The sequence below is a fragment of the Bradyrhizobium sp. UFLA05-153 genome (assembly GCF_054185185.1).
In genome coordinates this window covers 1-15,488 of the sequence record NZ_JBBIAM010000009.1, presented here as the reverse complement: position 1 = coordinate 15,488, position 15,488 = coordinate 1, and the positions used below count along the sequence as shown (strand labels likewise).

The following is a 15,488-nucleotide window of genomic DNA, read 5'->3' as shown; positions in this document are numbered from 1 at the left end:
GAGACGCATCTCCCGCCTCAAGAATTAATCGCAGGCTTACTTGGCCTTGACCGAGTAGACCGGGGTCCACTTTGCCGGCGCCAGCACGAGATCCATCTGCAGTTTCGGCACGGTGGTCTTGTCGACCGCGGAGGCCAGCGGCTGGGCGAGGCTCATCACTGGCTTCTTCTCGATCAGGCGCACCGCCTGGTCGACCGAGATGGCGCCTTCGCCGACCGGGTACTGCGTTGCAAAGGCCAGGATGTCGCCTCGGTTCAGCGCATCCAGCATGGCCTGGTTCTCGTAGGACGACATGATCTTCAGGTCGCTACGGCCGGCTTCTGCCACCGCGCCGATCGCAGCCTCGGCGGTGGGCGCGGTGCCCCAGATCACGTTCATGTTGGGATAGGCCTGCAGCGCGTCCTGGATCAACTGCAGCTGGACCGCGACACCGGAGTCGCCGAACTTCTCGGCGAGCACCTTGGCGTTCGGATTCTTCGCCACCGCCTTCTTGAAGCCTTCGTTGAAGGATTCCGCCCAGCCGGAGCCGGCCGGTCCCGGGAAGGTCACGATGTTGAGCTTGTCGCCGGGCTTGGACTGCGCCAGCAGGCCCTCGCCGGTGACCTCACCCATGACGACGAAGTCGACATAATTGGCGGCGGGCAGGGCATTGGGCGGCAGCGGATTGGCGACGCCGACGACCGGAACGCCCTTGGCCTTCGCTTCTTCGAATTTCTTGCTGAGGCCTGCGCCGGAGATCGCGCCGACGATGATTGCATCCGCGCCGCTCGCCATGCAATCGTCGAACTGCGAGAGCTGCTTGGGCAGGTTCTCGTAGCCGCCGGCTTCATAGAGCGTCATGTTGACGTTCAAGGCCTCGGCCTGCTTCACGACGCCGTAGGCGACCGCCACCCAGAAACTGTCCTTCATGTGCGGAAACAGCACACAGAGCTTGTAGGGCTTCTCGGCCTTCTCCAGCGCCGTATATTCCGCCGGTTTTGGCGTGCCCGACGAGGCGTCGTAAACCTTCATCGGAAACCATGGCGTTTCGGCCGAGGCCGCGGTCATTGCGCAAACAGCGAGGCTCGCGGCGACGCCGAGCGTTGTGCAGATCGGCCGAAGCCGGTTGATGGAAAGGCGCGTCGTGCAGGTCATGGCTCAATCCTCTTGGTTCGAATGATGGGGTGAGGACCGCCGGCATCGGGTCCTCCTTGCATGCGCGTGCCGCGCCGCCCGTGGGCGACGCGATTGCCAACGGGGATCAGCCCGCGGCCCATTTTGCGACCGAGCGCCGCTCGAAGACCTCGCGGAACTGACGCGTGGATTCGGGGAGGAGCCGGCCGTTCCCCCAGTCGAGGATCACGGCATGCTGGCGGATGACGTCGAGCGCATCGATCTCGCCGCTGCGATAGCGCGCGGCTACGATTTCCGGATCGAGCCTTGCATTTGCGACGCGCTCGGCCCTGAGCTTGGTGCGAAGCACATCGGTCGCGGTCTTGTCGATGTCGTACTCGCACAGTTCGGCATCGATGATCTGCACCACCACGCCGTAGTCCTTGGCGGCGCGTGCGACCGACACATAGTCGTCCTTGATATCCTCGATCACAAGGCGCGGGTCCCGCTCCAGCGGATCGCCGAATCCGCCGCCGCCGGCTGTCGGACGCGAGAACACGTCGCCTTCGCCGATCGAAACGTCCGAGAAGATCGAGCCGAGGCGCTCCTCGGAATCTGCACCCGCGCGCTTCAACGTCAGGCCGTGCGGCATTGACGGTAGGCCGCCCTCGATGCCCCATACCACGGCACGCTCGCGGTCGCAGATGTAGGAGATCACGGTCTTCTCCGCCTGCAGCATGCGCGAGGTCTTCATCACGCCGGCGCCGCCGCGCCATTTCCCGGGACCGGGCGAGTCGGTCAGGATCTCGCACTTTGTGGTCAGGATCGGATTGGCGCGCTCCTGGCCTTCGACCGGCTGCGACATCAGGCCAGTGCCGAAGCAGGCGGTGGTGACGTTGCTGCCGTCCTTGCCGTTGCGGCCGCCCCAGCCGCCCGGCAGCCAGTCGTAGAACATGAAGATCGGCTTGTCGGCGCTGCGGCCATCGAAGCCGCCGGTGAGCAGATATTCAAGATTGAAGGCGCAGGCGAGCGCGCGCTCGGGCATCAGCTTCGACCACATCTCGTAGATCGAGTTCATGATCTTCTCGAAGGGCATCAGGAAGCCGGTGACCGCAATCGGCCACTTCGCGTCGACGATCGAGCCTTCGGGCGCGATGATGTCGAAGCAGCGATAGAATCCGGAATTGAGCGGCAGGTCGGGGAAAAACGTCTTCATCCCGGCCACCACCGCCGAGAAGGTCGCGCCGAAGGCCGAATTGTAGATCGAGCCGATGGTCGGATGGCTGCCGGTGAAATCGTAGATCGCGCGATCGCCCTTGATCGTCATCTTGATCTTGATCGGAATCATGCCTTCGCCGCCGGCCGGGTCACGATCGATGAAATCGACCGTCTCCCATTCGCCGTCGGGCAAGGCTGCGATGCGCTGGCGCGCGGAACGCTCGACATAGTCCTGGACCGCAGCGAGCCCGGTCTCGACGGTGTCGCGGCCGTATTTGCTGACGAGGCGCAGGATCTCGCGCCCGCAGACCGCGGTCGCCTCGGCTTGGGCCTGGATGTCGCCGATGATCGAGGCGGGGTCACGGGTGTTGGAGGCGAGAAGATGCGCGACGTCCTTACGCAAGCCACGTTTGTCGAACAGGCGCACGGGAGTGATGCGCAGGCCTTCGCGGAACATCTCGCGGGCGGCGACGTCGAACGATCCCGGCACGCTGCCGCCGACGTCGGACCAGTGGCCATTCGACTGGCTGAAGGCGATGATCTTGCCGTCGGCGAAGATCGGCCGGATCAGCCGCACGTCGGAGAAATGCGTGCCGCCGGCATAGGGATCGTTGATTGCATAGACGTCCCCTTCATGCATGTCGCCCTCGAAGTGCCGCATGACGTCCTGGCAGGTGAAGTGCAACGTGCCGACATGGACCGCGATGTCCTGATTGCCCTGTGCAGCGCATTCGCCCTTGGCGTCGTGCAGCGCACTTGAGAAGTCGCGGTTGTAGATCACGAAGGAATAGCAGGTCCGAAGCACCTGCTCGCCCATCTGGTCGACGCTGGTGATGAAGGAGTTCTTGAGAACCTCGAAGGTCACGGGGTCGAGCGGGAGATCTGCGGCCATCGGCTCACTCCTTCACGCGGATGATGATGTTGAGATATTTGTCGACCTCGGCGCTAGCGCCGGGGGGCACGACGGTGGTCGCATCGACCTGCTCGATGATCGCAGGGCCCTGAAAGGAGAAGCCGCAAGGCAGGTCGTCGCGCGCGTAGACGGGCGTGTCGAGCCCGTTGCCGTCGAACCAGACCCTGCGGCTGCTGACCGGCTCAGGGATCACGCCGGTCGGCTTGTGGATGGCGAACTCGGCCTTGGGCACGACACCAATCGCCTTCAGATTGAGGCGGAAGAGGCTGACGGGCGAGTCGTCGCGGCGGAAATTGTATTCGCGCTGGTGCTCGGCATGGAAACTCTGCACGAGGTCGGCGACCTTGCCGATCGGGCGCGGCGCTGTGACGGCCAGCGAGCGCCATTGACCGCGATACATCATGTCGATCGAGCGCTGCAGCACGATGTCCTGCCGCGCTACGCCTTCATGGGTCAGTCGCGCCAGCGCTTCCTTCTCCAGCGCGGCGAACTGAGTCTCGATATCGGCGGCATCGGCCTCGTCGGCGCCGACCATGCAGCTTTGCGAGAAATCGTGCTGCATGTCGACCAGGAGGCAGCCGAGCGCAGACGTCACGCCTGGATTGGGCGGCACGATCACAACGGGGATCGCCAGCTCCCGTGCGACGTCGACGCCGTGCAGCGCGCCGGCGCCGCCGAAGGCGACGAGGGCGAAATCGCGTGGATCGTAGCCGCGGCTGATCGAGATCAGCCGCACGGCGTCCGACATGTTGGCGTTGGCGACCTTCAGGATGGCGTCGGCCGCCTCGTGCAGGCCGAGGCCGAACGGTTTTGCGACGCCATCCTCGACAGCCTTGCGGGCGAGCTCGGGGTCGAGCATGACCTTGCCGCCGGCCAGGCTCGTGCCGAGCCGGCCCATCGTGACGTTGGCGTCTGTGTTGGTCGGCTGGGTGTTGCCGTTGCCGTAGCAGGCCGGGCCCGGATAGGCGCCCGCCGACTGCGGGCCGTTGCGCAAGGAGCCGGCCGGATCGGTCCAGGCGAGCGAGCCGCCGCCCGCGCCGATGGTGAGCACCTCGATGGAAGCGAAGCGGATCGGATAACCGAACTCGATGTGCCAGTCCTTGGTGATGCGCGACTGGCCCTCATAAGCCAGCGACACGTCGGTGGAGGTGCCACCCATGTCGAGACCGATCGAGTGCGGGAAGCCGCAGAGGCCAGCGATGTAGCGGCTGGCGATGGCGCCCGCGGCGATGCCGGAGCCGGCGAGGCGGGCGGCGAAATCCTTTACGCTCGCCGGCGTCATGACGCCGCCCCCGGTGTGCAGCAGCAACAGGTCGCGCGTATAGCCTTCGTCGGCGAGACGATCGCCGAGGCGGCTCGTGTAACTCACGACGACGGGACTGACGACGGCGTTGGCGACCGTGGTCGAGAACCGCTCGTGCTCGAAGATTTCGGGGAGCACCTGCGAGGAGATCGAGACCGGGATGTCCGGCATCTCCTGCAGCAAGATCTCGCGCATGGCGCGCTCGTTTTCGCCGTTGAGATAGGCGTTCATGAAGCAGACCGCGATCGCGGCGACACCCCTTCGCTTCAGGATGCGCGCGACGTTGCGTGCGGCGTCGAGGTCAAGGGGCTGGATCACCTTGCCGGCGGCATCGACTCGCTCCGTCACCGTCAGCCGGTCGCGCCGCGGCACGTAGGGCCGGACGACGTCCTTGTAGGTGTCCCAGAGGTCTTCCTTGTTGGCGCGCCGGATCTCAATGACGTCGCGAAAGCCCTCCGTGCTGACGACGGCGGTGCGGGGCAGGCGGCGCGTGATCAGCGCGTTGGTGGCGACCGTGGTGCCGTGCGAGAACAAGGCGACCTTGGACAGATCGATTCCCGCCTTGGAGACGCCGCCCATGATCCCTTCGATCGGATCGCGCGTGGACGAGGTCTTCTCGATCCGGATGAGACCGGTCGTCTCATCCATAATGCAGATGTCGGTAAAGGTGCCGCCGACATCGACGGCCACGCGAAGGTTCTGCACGATGCGTCTTCCTTTCGAACAAGCGTTTCGCCGATCATAGGCAGATCGGCGGCTTGCGTTCTTGACGCTGAGCGCAGGAAGATTTGTGCGAGAGAGCGACGGGCAGGTGTGCCCGGATCGGCGGCGGGTTGCCTAAGAATCGATCACTCGGACGTCAGGTGACGTTGTTTTCAGGAATTGGAAGCGCGCGAGGTCGCTCGCGCCTCGCTCGGTGTGCGGCCGAACCGGCTGCGATAGTTGCGGCTGAATTGTGCCTGGTCGGCGAAGCCCCACTGATAGGCGATTTCCGAAATGCTCTTGCGGCAATTGGGATCGCGCAGCAGGGCATCGCACATCGAAAGGCGCTGGTTGCGAATATAGGCGCAGACGGTCATGCCCTCGCCCTCGAAAATCTGCTGCAGATATCGAAGCGAGATGCCGCAGCCATCGGCGATCATCTGGGGCGTGAGCCGCATGTCGTCGAGGCGAGTACGAATGAAATGCTCGCAGCGGAGCAGGTGGCCATTGCGCACGGACGAGGAGTGCCCGGTCAGCACGCGGTCGTCGGACTCGATGGCCATCGCCAGGAGCTCGATGAGGTGCTTGCCTATCATCGCGCGAGCTGTCTCGTCCATCTCGCCGATGCGGTCGCCGGCGAGGCGCAGCGTGTCGACGAACAGCGCACCGACGCTGCGGCTGGCGTCGATCTGCAGGGTTGCCAGGCGCTCGGGGCGGGAAATCCGCGCGCGCAGCACGGCGCTTGGGATCTTCAGCACCCAGAGCGCGGCAGGATCTTGATGGCTGAACTCATAGGGCAGGTGGCTGCGCTCGATCAGGAAGGCGCCCGGCTTGCAACGCACATCCCTGCCGTCCTGCTCGAATCGGATTTCCGCAAGCTCCGGCACGGTGATCAGGAAGCATTCGTCTCGCTCATTGAGCAGATGGCGTTCATGTCGCTTGTAGAGCAGGCCGTTGGAGGCCTGGCGGGACATCGAGACCGGCCCGAGCGACCACGCGCCCAGTGTGCCGTGAAAGTCCTGCCCCCCGAAAAAACGAAGGTCCAGCGAGTAATAAGTGCTGGAGACGACCTCCTGCCAGTACTGGCGCCGGGCTTGCAATGGAATGTCAGTAGTCGCGTACGTGACTTGCATGTCTCACTCCCGGCCGCCGGCTGTGCCTCCGGTCGTCTTGTCCCAGCGCGAGTGTGGCGAGGGCAGCCGGACGGCGTCAAGTCGAACAAATACGGAAACAGATATCTTAGATTTCGATCGCCTCCTCGGCCCGATGCCGATGGTCGAGGCTCACCGGGGGCCTGGCCGGGCCGACGCCGGCAACCGCAAAGCGCATGAAATCGAGGAATGCCTTGGCGGCTTCCGAGAGTTTTGTGTCGCGCCGCCAGGCGAGGCCCACGTCCATGCTGGGAACCTCATCCTCGATGACACGGGTCTCGATCCGCTGTCCCTCCAGCGACCAGGGCCGGTAGATCAGGTCGGACAGAATGGCGATACCCATGCCGCCTGCAACCATGGAGCGCACCGCTTCGACCGAGGAAGTGCGGAAGACCGTTTTCGGTTCGAGCGCCGCGTGGGTCCAATAGCGCATCGAGGTGTGCTTGGCCTCGTCGACGGTGAGCATAACGTAGGGATAGGTCGCGATCTCCGCGAGATGGACCCGCTCGGCGCGGGTCAGTGGATGTTCAGGCGCAAGCCACAGCCGGCGCGGCGACCGCAGCAGGGTCTCGCTGACGAGCATGGCATTGTCGCGCAGGTTGGAGACCAGCATCACCGCCAGATCGAGCGCGCCGTCGACGAGCGCACGTTCGAGCACGTCGCGCGGGGCCTCGAACAGTTCGATGGTGATACCGGGAAAGCTCGCCTGGAAGCGCATCTGGTGACGCGGCAGGAAATAGCCGGACACCGTGTAGGTCACGCCGATGCGCACCGTCCCGAACAGCGGCCCTGCGGACATATGCGTGCTCCGCACCGCTTCGGCGACCGCAGCAAGAATCTGACGGCCCTGGGACAGGAAACGGCTGCCTTCCATGGTGACGGTCACGCCGTTCGGCGTGCGCTCCAGGAGGCGTGCGCAAACGGTCGCTTCGAGCTGCTGGATCGCCGCGGTTACTGCCGATTGCGAGACGTTGAGGTCCATGGCCGCCTGGCTGATGCGTCCGGTCTCGGCAGCGGCGACGAAATAGCGGATCTGTTTCAGAGAAACGGACATCGCGGTTATTCCGATGTTTGCATAGTTCATGTCTGGTTTCTCAGCCCCAGCGCGTCCGTTGCAACTCTCGTGCCGAACGAGGAGGTTCGACCGCGGACGTGACGCGCAGACAGAGCTATTCACCCCGACCGCTGCCGGTCGGGGCGTTGACAGATCGTGCGTCCCCTGGCGATTACGCCAGGGCTGTCCGGAGCTTGCCCAGCAGCTCCGTCCGGTTCTTGCGGGCCGCAAGCGCCTGATCCATGCCGACCTTGACGAACCTCACCGGCGTGTTGGGCTGAAGCTGGCCGATCAAATCCATGTCTGCAGCAATCACGGTGCCGACCATGAAATAACCACCGCCCGAGACTGCGTCACGATGCAGCACGATCGGCTCGGTGCCGCCGGGCACCTGGATCGAGCCGTAGGGATAGCAGGCATCGGTGATGTTGGACGGATCGGAGCCGGCGCCGAACGGCGGTTCGCGTGGCACGAATTCGAGCGATTTGCCGCCCTTGAAACGGTAGCCGATGCGATCCGCTTCCGGAGCAACCTTCCAGGTGTCAGAGAAGAAGCCGTTGCCGGCGGCTTCGGTGATGCGGTGCCAGTAGAGCCCCGGCATGGCGCGCACCTCCGTCGGCATCCCGGCCGGCTGGCCGCGCAGGTCCCTCGTGACCGTACGGCCATCTTTCACTGCTGCTGCGACCTTGCCGACCGGCAGTTCGTCGCCGGCTTCGAGCTTTCGGCCCTTGAAGCCGCCGAGCGCGCCGAGCGCGTAGGTCGAGCGCGAGCCGAGAACGACGGGAACATCGATGCCGCCGGCGACCGCGATGTAGCCGCGCGCGCCCTGCTTGAGGAAATCGAACGAGAGGATCTGAGCACGCCTTACCTTGAAGCTGGTCCAGGTCTCGCGCGGTTCGCCATCGAGCTTGGGTGGCAGCTCGGCGCCGGCGATCGCCACCGTGGCGTCCTCGGTGAATTCGAGTTCTGGCCCCATGAACACGGCTTCGAGCACGGCCGCACCTTCCGGGTTGCCGACGAGCAAATTGGCCGCCGCGAGAGCGTGACGGTCCATGCCCCCGGAAAGCGGGATGCCGATGTGATAGTAGCCGGGACGCCCGAGGTCCTGGACGGTGGTTGCAAGACCCGGCTTTAGAACCTTAATGGCCATGGAGGACTCCATCGAGCTTGCGGTTATAGGCATCAATATCGCGGTTGAACTCGGTCAGCGAGAACGAGACGTCGCGGATGATCGGCGCAAATCGCCCGGCATCGACGTCGGCGACCGCAGCGTCATAGGCCACCCGGTCGATCGGCTTCCACTTCACGATGTCGCCCGGCCTGAACAGGCACATGAAGTCGCGCAGATAACTGATCTTCTGATTTGGATCGTAGATCGGCATCGGCGTGATGCCGAACATCTGGTAGCCGCCCGCACCGCGCACCGAATAGATGCAACTGAAGCATCCACCGTGCCCGACGGTGAGCTTTGGCGTATCCGTGCGCGGCCGCAGGTATTTCGGCGCCTGAAGCTGCCGCTTGCGCTCCACCATCTGGTAGAGGAAGGGCAGGCCTGCGACGAAGCCGACCATCGAAACAAACCAGGGGGCGCTTGAATGCGCCTTGATGAAGGCATCGACGCCATCGAGCCCGTTGATGCGCGCGGCGTATTCGAGATCAGTCCCATTTGGATCCTGATGCCGCTCGCGGAAGCGCATCAGGGTCTCGTGCGTCCAGGGATCGTTGTAGAGCACGGGGATTTCGATGATCCGCGTCTTGATCACCGGCTCGGACTTCTCGGACCCCGTATCCAGTCGCTTCAGCTCGGTGAGGAGATCGTCGGGCTTGATCTGATCTGGATCGAACTTGATCTGATAGGATGCATTCGCCGGGCAGATCTCGGTCACGCCCTTGATCTTGGCGTCCCGCACCGCATTGGTGACGAAGAGACTTTTGAAGAATGCCTCCAGCGACATCGCTTCACCGACTTCGGCGAAGATATGCTCATCGCCGCCGAAGGAAAATCGGGTTTGCATGACTAGCGGCCTCCTGTTGCTGACGGGACGGTTTCTCTCGCGATCATGGCGCAACCTTTGCGGTCGGTAACGGTGCCGCAAGCGTCGCGGCATGGGATTCCAGCCATGGTTCGAGCCAGGCTGTGTGAAAGCGTCCGGCCTGCACGTCGGCGTCGCGGGTAAGCGCCTGATGCAGCGACTTCGTGGTCGCCAGGCCCTCGACGTTGAGCTCGGCAAGGGCGCGCTCGAGCTTTCGGATCGCGCTGGCCCGATCTTTGTCATGTACGATCAGCTTGGCGAGCAGGCTGTCGTAGAAGGGCGGCACCGTGTAGCCCTGATAGAGCATGCTGTCGAAGCGTACGCCGTCGCCGCCGGGTACGCCGAGTGCGCTGACGGTGCCCGGGTTCGGCGAGAAGTTTTTCGAGGGATCCTCGGCATTGATGCGGACCTCGATCGAATGACCGCTGACGCGCACCTCGTGCTGGCGGATTCGCAGGCGCTCGCCGCCGGCGATCCGGATCATCTCGCCCACGAGATCGATCCCGGTGATCATCTCCGTGACGGGATGCTCGACCTGGATGCGGGTATTCATTTCCAGGAAATAGAAGTCGTGGGTCCGGTCGTCGTAGAGATATTCGAGCGTTCCGGCGCCGCGATAGTTGACCGCTTGGGCCAGCGCGACAGCAGAGGCACAGAGTTTTTCACGGACAGCTGGAGCCAGCGAAGGCGAGGGCGCTTCTTCCCAGACTTTCTGGCGGCGACGCTGCAAAGAGCATTCGCGCTCGAAGCAATGGATGACATCGTGCCCGTCGCCGAGCACCTGTACCTCTATGTGTCGCGCGCCTTCGACCAGCTTCTCGACGTAAAGCCCGCCATCGCCGAACGCGGCGAGCGCTTCGGCCTGAGCCTGCGGCATCAGATGACGGAATTCCTCGGCCGAGCGCGCGATGCGGATCCCGCGCCCACCGCCGCCGGCCGCCGCCTTGATCATGACGGGAAAGCCCGTCTTGTCGACCAGCGCGAAGGCCTCGTCAATGGACACCAGGCGACCCCGGCTGCCAGGGACAGTGGGAACGCCGGCCGAGGCAGCAGCTTCCCGCGCCGCGACCTTGTCGCCCATCAGCCGGATCGATTGCGCGGTCGGACCAACGAAGATCAGGCCTGACGCTTCGACAGCCCCGGCGAATTCAGCATTCTCGGCCAAGAACCCGTAGCCGGGATGGATGGCGTCCGCTCCGGCACTCTTGGCGGCCTCGAGGATGACGGCCTGGTTGAGATAGGATTTTGACGCCTGGGGCGGGCCGATCTCGATCGACTCGTCGGCGAGCCTGGTGGCGAGCGAGTCCTTGTCGGCCTTGCTATAGACCTGCACGGTCACAATGCCGAGCTCGCGCGCTGCGCGAATGATGCGCACCGCGATTTCGCCGCGATTGGCTATGAGGAGCTTTTTGATCGCCATGGAGATGCGACGAGCCTCAAACGTCGATTTCGGCGATCGGCTGACCGGCCATCACGGGCTCCTCGTTCTCGGCGAGGAACCGCAGGATCTTGCCAGCGGCGCCGGCCTTCACCTCGTTGAACGACTTCATCACCTCGACGAGCCCGATCGTGTCGCTGTCCGCGACCACGTCGCCGTCGTTCTTGTAGACCGGCTTGTCCGGTGCAGGCTTGCGGTAGAAGATGCCGGGAAGCGGCGAGAAGATTTGTTGGGTTGCCATGGGTTCCTCATGATGTGATTGCTTTGATTGTTGGCGCACCGGATCAGCGCGCGGTGAGGTAGGGACGGACCGCCTCGCGAACGGCTTCTGCGATCGCCACCGCGTTGGGCGTGTCGGAATGGATGCAGATCGAATCCGCGCCTACGGTGATGTCGTTTCCGGCCACCGTCCGCGTCTTGCCTTCGCTCACGGCGCGCGTGCACCGTGAGGCGGCATCGATGGGGTCCTTGGCCTCGTGTTCGCGGGTGATGATGAGGCTGCCGTCGGCGTTATAGTCGAGGTCGGCATAATATTCGGCGACGAATGTGTGGCCGCGCCGCTCATAAACCTTTTGATGCAGCGTTCCCTTCATGCCGAGCAGTGGCACCTTGTAGACGTCGGCCGCATCAGCCACGGCTTCGGCGATCTCCTCGTTGCGCGACGCCATGCCATAGAGCGCGCCGTGCGGCTTGATGTGGTTGAGCGTCATGCCCTCGGCGTCCAGGAATGCCTTGAGTGCTCCGATCTGATAGAGCAGGCAGTTGGCCAGTTCCTCGCGGCTGATCTTCATCTCCCTGCGGCCAAAGCCCTGCAAGTCCGGCAGCGAGGGGTGCGCGCCGACCTTGACGCCGAACTCCTTGGCGAGCTGCACCGTCTTGCGCATGTGATTGAAGTCGGAGGCATGAAAGCCGCAAGCGACGTTGGCGACGTCGATATGGGGCATCAGTGCCTTGTCGTCGCCCATCTTGTAGAGGCCGTAGGCCTCGCCCATGTCGCAGTTGATCACGACCATCTCTCCATTTCCTCCCAACGGCTTTGCAGACGAAGAAGCAAGGCCGTCCGGGGCGCGCCTGGCGTACCCCGGACGGCGCATTTGCGGGTTACTTGGACACCAGATAGTCGAGCGGAATCTTTTCCGAAATGGTCCACTGATCGACCACCTTCGGCTTGCCGGCCTCGGTGTCGACGATCAGGTAACGGCCCTGGTTCTGGTGGTGGATGTCCTTGGTGAAGGTGCGCGGCCCGAACAGCGTGGCTTCGTTGTTCATCTTCTCGAGCTCGACCACGACAGCGGCCGCATCGGTCGACTTGGCGCGTTCGACCGCCTTGGCCCAGACGTCGATCAGGACGTAGCCGGGATAGACGTACTGGCTGGACGGATCGCCACCGGTGACTTCCTTGTACTTCTTGTTGAACTCATTGACCTTGGGATTGGGATCGTCGCCATACACCGAGCCCTGCACGGGGACATAGAAGTTCGAGAGGTCAGGCACGGCGTTCAGCCAATAGCTGCCGTCGACGCCGGAGCCATTCAGGATCATCGACTTGATGCCGGCGGCGCGGATCTGCTTGATGGCGGAAACGGCACCCGGCATCATCGTGCAGAGCATGATGGCGTCGGGTTCCTTCGGCAGGCTCTTGATGCGCGTGATCTGCGAGGCGATCGAGGCGTCATCGTTCTTGAAAGTGTCGCTGCCGACGAGCTTGGCTTCCTTCAGGTGCGGCATCTGCCAGTCGAAGCCGTCGCAGATGCCCTTGTTGTAGACGGTCCAGCTATCGAGCAGCCGGTAGAAGTTGCGCGCGTTCTTCTTGTTGTAGGCCCATTCCGCCATGGTAGCGCCTTGTACGGCCGCGAGCACCGAGGCCGAGAACGAGAAGGGGCCGACGCCGGGAATGCCGGCCTTGATCGACTCCGCGCAGAGGAAGAAGGAAACCTTGCCGGCCGCCTGCGCTTGCAGCGCTGCGGGTGCGCCGAAATCATAGTCGCAGGAGACGATGACGAGATCGGCGCCCTGGTCGAGCACCGCGAGACCGGCTTTGGCGCCTTCGGCCTGGTCGGTCTTGGTGTCGGCGAAGACGGGCTTGATCTTCTTGCCGAGCAGGCCGCCGGCCTTGTTGATCTCGTCGATCCGGATCAGGGCCGCATCCTGCGCCGGCTTGTCGTAGGCCTGCATGAATCCGGATGCCGCGGTCGCGAAGCCGACGACGATCTCGTCGGCCGCCTGTGCCGGCGTGAACCCGAGCGCGGACGCTCCGGCCAGAAAGCCAAGTACTGTATTCAAATGCATGAGCCACTCCTCCAATTGAGCAAACGAACGTCAGTTCAGTTCCTTCAGCGCCGTCTGGACGGGGCGCGCCAGACGCCGCTGCAACGGCCATCCACGCCAGGAGAATTCCTGGTTGCGGGTCAGTCCCATGGGCAGGTACATCAGGATCACGATGGTGATGATGCCGATCGCGATCTCCTGGACGCCGTTCGGCAATGCGACGGTGTGGCCGCCGAGGCTGATGCCCTTCTCGAGATTGCGGAACAGCTCGATCAGTACCGACATCACAACCACGCCCGAGACGGCCCCGCTGAGGCTGTACATGCCGCCGACCACCAGCATCGACAGCGTGACGAAGGTCGTCCGTAGATAGAACGCGCCGGGATTCACGATGCTGAGGAAGTGCGCATAGAGCGCGCCCGCGAGCCCGATGATGAAGGCGCTGACGACGAACGCGATCAGCCGCTCGCGGACAATGTCGATACCGGAGGCGCTCGCCGCGACCGCTTCGTCGCGTGTGGCGCGAAGCGCAAGCCCCGAGCGCGAGATCGAATAGAGATAGGCGATCACGATCGCGACGGCGGCACCGAGCCAGCCGATCCAGACATTCATGGTCGGCGGAATGCCGACGATCGAGCCTTGTCCGCCCGTCACGGAGTCCCAGTTCGAATAGACGTTGTTGACGACGCCAAGCAGGCCGAAGGTCGCGATCGAGGCGGCGATGCCCGACAGGCGCATGATGACGCGCCCGATGATCAGCGCGAACAGTGCCGCGAACACGCCCGAGATCGGGGTCGCCACCCACATCGGCAGTTGCGTGTGCAGGAGCCAGGCCGGCAATCCCTTCAGCGTGATCGACTTCATCACCGGCGGAATGGCGAGCCAGGCGGTCATGTAGGCGCCAAGGCACATGAAGCTGATGTGGCCGAACGACAAGAGGCCGGAATTGCCGACGAAGACATAGAGCCCGACGACCACCATGATGTTGATGAACATCTCGACTGCAGTGCGGTTGAAGGCCCGGCTGCCGAACTGATAGGTGAGGGCGGCCATGATGAGCAGCGCCACGATCAGGATGATCGGTGTTACGATCGTCTGCCGGATGACGGAGGGCCGCGTCGACATACGATCAGACTCTCTGCTTGGAGGATTTCGGTGCGAACAGGCCCTGCGGCCGCACCAGGAGCACGACGATGACGGCGCCATAGACGAAGGCGTCGCGGAACACGCGGGCGTCGTGCGGCAAGGTTGCCTGGAACACGACGCTCGCCCCGCCGATCAGGAAGCCGGCGGCAACCGCTCCGGGAATGCTGCCGAGGCCGCCGATCACGGTCGCGATGAAGGCGATCAGCATCACGTTGGCGCCCATGCCGATATCGGCGGTGCCGGAGTTGGTGGCCAGGATCAGGCCGATCGCAGCGGCCAGCATGCCGCTGATGGCGAAGGCCAGCAGGATCACGCCGTTGGCGCGAACCCCGAGCATGCGGGCCATGGTGAAATTCTCCGCCGCCGCGCGCATCTCCAGCCCATAGCGCGTGCGCTTGAGGAACAGGACGAGCACGACCAGCACGACCAGCGTGATGATGATGGTCAGGATCTGGAGCATCGGAATGTGGGCCCCGAGGAATTCGACCGGCAGGCCCAAGCTCGGCCACAGTGTGATCGATTTCGGACGGCTCGAATACAACATCAAAAGGAGATGCCTGATGACGAAGCCGAGCGCGAAGGATGCAATCATCATCGTCGCCGGATTGGCGTTGCGGAAGCGGCGGAAGACGACGATCTCCGAGAGGACCGAAAGCACGGCACCAATCAGGAGGAGAAGCGGGATCAGCAGATAGAACGGCAGTTGGCCGGCAAATACGATCGCCGCTGCGTCGACCGAGGGCCACAGCATTGCGAACACGCAGAAGGCGATGAAATCGCCGTGGGCGAAATTGACGAGCCGCATGACACCGAAGATCAGGGCGATGCCGAGCGCGCCGAGGGCGTAGAGGCTGCCGAGGCTCAGGGCGTCGAAGACTATCTGGAGGATCTCCGTCATCTCAGTGATCTCCGAAGCCGAAATAGGCCTGCTTCAGGCGATCGTCCTTGATCATGTCGGTGGCCGCCCCCTCCAGAACGATGCGACCTCCGCGGATCAGGATCATCCGTCCACCGGTCATCATGGCGCGGGTCGAGCTTTGCTCGACGATCAGGAGCGTGAGCTTGCGCTGCGCCCGCAGCCGCACCAGGATCTCGTAGACCTGGTCGATGATCTTTGGCGCGAGGCCGAGCGACGGCTCGTCGATCGCCATGATGCTGTCTCTTATACAC

At 63.8% G+C, this 15,488-nt stretch carries 13 protein-coding genes and 1 pseudogene; all 14 read right to left on the bottom strand.

The annotated features are described in order from the left end of the window. Positions 1-36: 36 nt before the first annotated feature. A complete protein-coding gene (gene torT / locus Q2941_RS07955; RefSeq protein WP_458192112.1) occupies positions 37-1,134 on the bottom strand; it encodes a TMAO reductase system periplasmic protein TorT in 1,098 nt (365 codons plus the stop codon). A gap of 106 nt (positions 1,135-1,240) precedes the next feature. Further along, on the bottom strand, positions 1,241-3,202 hold the full coding sequence (locus Q2941_RS07950; RefSeq protein ID WP_458192111.1) for a hydantoinase B/oxoprolinase family protein: 1,962 nt from the start codon (positions 3,200-3,202) through the stop codon (positions 1,241-1,243). Positions 3,203-3,206: 4 nt separating this feature from the next. Beyond that, the gene (locus tag Q2941_RS07945; protein ID WP_027524202.1) at positions 3,207-5,231 is read right to left on the bottom strand and encodes a hydantoinase/oxoprolinase family protein; all 2,025 of its coding nucleotides are present in this window, start codon (positions 5,229-5,231) and stop codon (positions 3,207-3,209) included. Positions 5,232-5,401: 170 nt separating this feature from the next. Continuing rightward, positions 5,402-6,361, bottom strand: coding sequence for an AraC-like ligand-binding domain-containing protein (locus tag Q2941_RS07940; protein ID WP_458192110.1), 960 nt, complete (start codon positions 6,359-6,361; stop codon positions 5,402-5,404). 106 nt (positions 6,362-6,467) lie between these two features. Beyond that, the gene (locus Q2941_RS07935; protein WP_458192172.1) at positions 6,468-7,433 is read right to left on the bottom strand and encodes a LysR family transcriptional regulator; all 966 of its coding nucleotides are present in this window, start codon (positions 7,431-7,433) and stop codon (positions 6,468-6,470) included. A gap of 172 nt (positions 7,434-7,605) precedes the next feature. Next, positions 7,606-8,583: a 5-oxoprolinase subunit C family protein gene (locus Q2941_RS07930; RefSeq protein ID WP_458192109.1), complete on the bottom strand. Its 978-nt coding sequence runs from the start codon at positions 8,581-8,583 to the stop codon at positions 7,606-7,608. After that, positions 8,573-9,448 (bottom strand): 5-oxoprolinase subunit B family protein, encoded by an 876-nt coding sequence (locus Q2941_RS07925; protein WP_027524206.1) that lies wholly within the window; start codon positions 9,446-9,448, stop codon positions 8,573-8,575. The genes Q2941_RS07930 and Q2941_RS07925 overlap by 11 nt, the downstream gene beginning before the upstream one ends. Positions 9,449-9,491: 43 nt before the next feature. Beyond that, positions 9,492-10,886, bottom strand: a complete 1,395-nt coding sequence (locus Q2941_RS07920; RefSeq protein WP_458192108.1) for an acetyl-CoA carboxylase biotin carboxylase subunit — start codon at positions 10,884-10,886, stop codon at positions 9,492-9,494. 16 nt (positions 10,887-10,902) lie between these two features. Next, positions 10,903-11,145 (bottom strand): acetyl-CoA carboxylase, encoded by a 243-nt coding sequence (locus Q2941_RS07915; RefSeq protein WP_027524208.1) that lies wholly within the window; start codon positions 11,143-11,145, stop codon positions 10,903-10,905. Between the two features lie 43 nt (positions 11,146-11,188). Further along, positions 11,189-11,917: a 5-oxoprolinase subunit PxpA gene (gene pxpA / locus Q2941_RS07910; protein ID WP_027524209.1), complete on the bottom strand. Its 729-nt coding sequence runs from the start codon at positions 11,915-11,917 to the stop codon at positions 11,189-11,191. Positions 11,918-12,005: 88 nt separating this feature from the next. Then, positions 12,006-13,193, bottom strand: a complete 1,188-nt coding sequence (locus Q2941_RS07905) for an ABC transporter substrate-binding protein (RefSeq protein WP_458192107.1) — start codon at positions 13,191-13,193, stop codon at positions 12,006-12,008. Between the two features lie 30 nt (positions 13,194-13,223). Continuing rightward, complete coding sequence (locus Q2941_RS07900) at positions 13,224-14,297, bottom strand: branched-chain amino acid ABC transporter permease (RefSeq protein WP_027524211.1); 1,074 nt, start codon at positions 14,295-14,297, stop codon at positions 13,224-13,226. 4 nt (positions 14,298-14,301) lie between these two features. Next, the gene (locus Q2941_RS07895) at positions 14,302-15,216 is read right to left on the bottom strand and encodes a branched-chain amino acid ABC transporter permease (protein ID WP_254112022.1); all 915 of its coding nucleotides are present in this window, start codon (positions 15,214-15,216) and stop codon (positions 14,302-14,304) included. A 1-nt stretch (position 15,217) separates the two neighbouring features. Beyond that, positions 15,218-15,488 (bottom strand): annotated as a pseudogene (locus Q2941_RS07890) (ABC transporter ATP-binding protein); the annotation flags it as partial.